General features: G+C 65.6%; 4 protein-coding genes. All 4 read right to left on the bottom strand.

Annotated elements, in window-relative coordinates:
* A partial coding sequence (locus EOA28_RS33270) for a glycosyltransferase N-terminal domain-containing protein (protein ID WP_281060946.1) occupies positions 1-525 on the bottom strand: 525 nt, incomplete at its 3' end.
* The gene (locus EOA28_RS33275) at positions 522-1301 is read right to left on the bottom strand and encodes a lysophospholipid acyltransferase family protein (RefSeq protein WP_127250620.1); all 780 of its coding nucleotides are present in this window, start codon (positions 1299-1301) and stop codon (positions 522-524) included. The genes EOA28_RS33275 and EOA28_RS33270, both read right to left, overlap by 4 nt.
* A 5-nt stretch (positions 1302-1306) precedes the next feature.
* The gene (locus EOA28_RS33280) at positions 1307-1552 is read right to left on the bottom strand and encodes a DUF4170 domain-containing protein (protein WP_042646392.1); all 246 of its coding nucleotides are present in this window, start codon (positions 1550-1552) and stop codon (positions 1307-1309) included.
* A gap of 75 nt (positions 1553-1627) precedes the next feature.
* Positions 1628-2215 (bottom strand): inositol monophosphatase family protein (locus EOA28_RS33285; RefSeq protein WP_128315719.1); only part of this gene is annotated, 588 nt, incomplete at its 5' end.

Below are 2215 nucleotides of genomic sequence, written 5' to 3' on the forward strand. Positions count from 1 at the left end.
GCTGTCGGACCGCTCCTTCACCTCGTGGAAGAAGCGGTCCGACAGCCGGCCGTTGACCAGAACCTGCGGCACATTGCGGGCGCCGAGTTCCAGGATGGTCATCGGCCAGATTTCCGATTCGGCGATGATCGCCAGTTCCGGCCGCCAGTGATCGAGGAAACGGCTTACCGCGGGCTTGAGATCGAGCGGCACATATTGGTGGATGATGCGGCTGCCGAGGCGCTCGTCGGCGACCTTGGCCGATGTCACGGTGCCGGTGGTCAGGACGACGTTGACGCCGTAGTCGAGGATGCTCTCGACCAGCGGCACCACCGCGATCGTCTCGCCGACGCTTGCCGCATGGATCCAGATCACCGGCCCTTCCGGCCGGGGCCGGCCGGCGACGCCATAGCGCTCGCGGCGCCGGGCGCGATCCTCCTTGCCGCGCGAGGCCCGCCAGGCGACATAAGGACCGATCAGCGGATAGGCGGCCGCCCCCGCATAGCGGTAGGCGGTCAGGGCCGCACGCGCCCAGCGCTCGCTCATTTGCCGCCATCCACGAGGCGATAGGCCTCGGCCGTCGCGGCGTTGAGGGAGGCGGTGACCTCCTGGCGCTTGCGCTCCATCTCGGCATCGTCGGCATCGGCCGGCACGAAGACCGGGGGGCCCACGATAACCGCGGAGCGCCCGAAAGGCAGGTTGATGGTGGTCTTGTCCCAGCTCTTCTCAAGCACCTTGCGGCGACTGGTGGCGATAGCCGAAGGCAGGATCGGCCGGCCGGAAAGCCTTGCCAGAAGAACGATGCCAAGCCCGGCCTCGCGCGGCTTGCCGTTCGGAATGTCGGCGATCATGGCGACGTTCTTGCCGATCACGAGCGACCTCTTGAGCGCGATCAAGGCCTTGGCGCCGCCCTTGTCGAGGTGGTTCGAACTGTTGCGGCCGCCGGAACCGCGCACCGCCTCGATGCCGAATTTCTCGAGCATCAGTGCCTGGAGCTCGGCGTCGGCGCTGCGCGAGACCATGGCGACCAGCGGCCGGCCCTTGGGGTAATAGGCAGGGGTCAGGAGTTGCTGGCCATGCCAGAGCGCGATGATGCCGGGCTCGAGATGCGCATAAGCGCCGCCGGCAACCTTCGTCGAGCCTTCGACAAGCGGGCTGGTGAGGCGAATCAGCCGCAGGAACCAGGCGAACAGGCTGGCGATGAAATTCTTGACGAACCCCGACTGCGCCAACGGCTCGCGGATGCGCCGCCACAGCGTACGCGTTCCGCCGCGTCTGGCAGCGCGCCGCCTGGTCGCCCCTTTCACCGCCTCATGCTCCATCGACGTCAACCGCCGACCTTTGTTTCTGGATCGAGCAGACGGTGCAGATGAACAACGAAATAACGCATATGGGCATTGTCGACACTGGCCTGCGCCTTCGCCTTCCACGCAGTGTGCGCCGATTGATAGTCGGGGTAGATTCCGACGATGTCGAGCGCGTCCAGGTCACGAAACTCGGTTCCACCCAGCTTTTTCAGCTCTCCACCGAAAACCAGGTGCAAAAGCTGTTTCTTTCCGTCTTCCACGGCCATGCCGATCCTTCGCAGATTCATGAATTTTGTGAAACGTTTAGCCCAAAGCAGACGATTTTGGAACTGTGGGCCGACTCACCCTTGGTCAATGCGGGCAATTACACCGGCGAGCACGCCAAGCAGTTCGCCGCTGCCGGCCGCGAGCGCGCCGTGATTGATCACCTCGCCGGCATAGCGCGGCGGCTTGCCAGCGCGATCAAGCAGTGCACCGCCAGCCTCGGCGAGGATGAGATCGGCGGCGGCGATGTCCCAGTCATGCGCATTCGGCTTGACGAAGGTCGCATCGAGCTTGCCGGCGGCGATCATCGCCAGCCTATAAGCAAGCGAGGGGATGTAGGCGGCCCGCCGCAGCCTGTCGTGCCAGGCCTCCGGCATCAAGTCGACCAGCGTCTTGGGTCCGCCGATATCGACGCTCTGACCCAGCGGACGCACATGGATGCGCTTGTCGTTGAGATAGGCGCCCTCGCCCGGCAGCGCCCAGTAGGTCTCATGCTTGGCCGGGCATTCGAGCACGCCGGCGAGCGAGCGGCCGTCCTCGACCACGGCGACGCTGACGCACCAGGAATGCAGACCGTCGAGAAAGCCGCGCGTGCCGTCGATCGGGTCGACGACGAAGGTGCGGCGGGCCGACAGCCTGGCGTGGTCATCGGCGGTCTCTTCCGA

The sequence above is a fragment of the Mesorhizobium sp. M2A.F.Ca.ET.067.02.1.1 genome (assembly GCF_004023285.1).
Classification (GTDB): Bacteria; Pseudomonadota; Alphaproteobacteria; order Rhizobiales; family Rhizobiaceae; genus Mesorhizobium.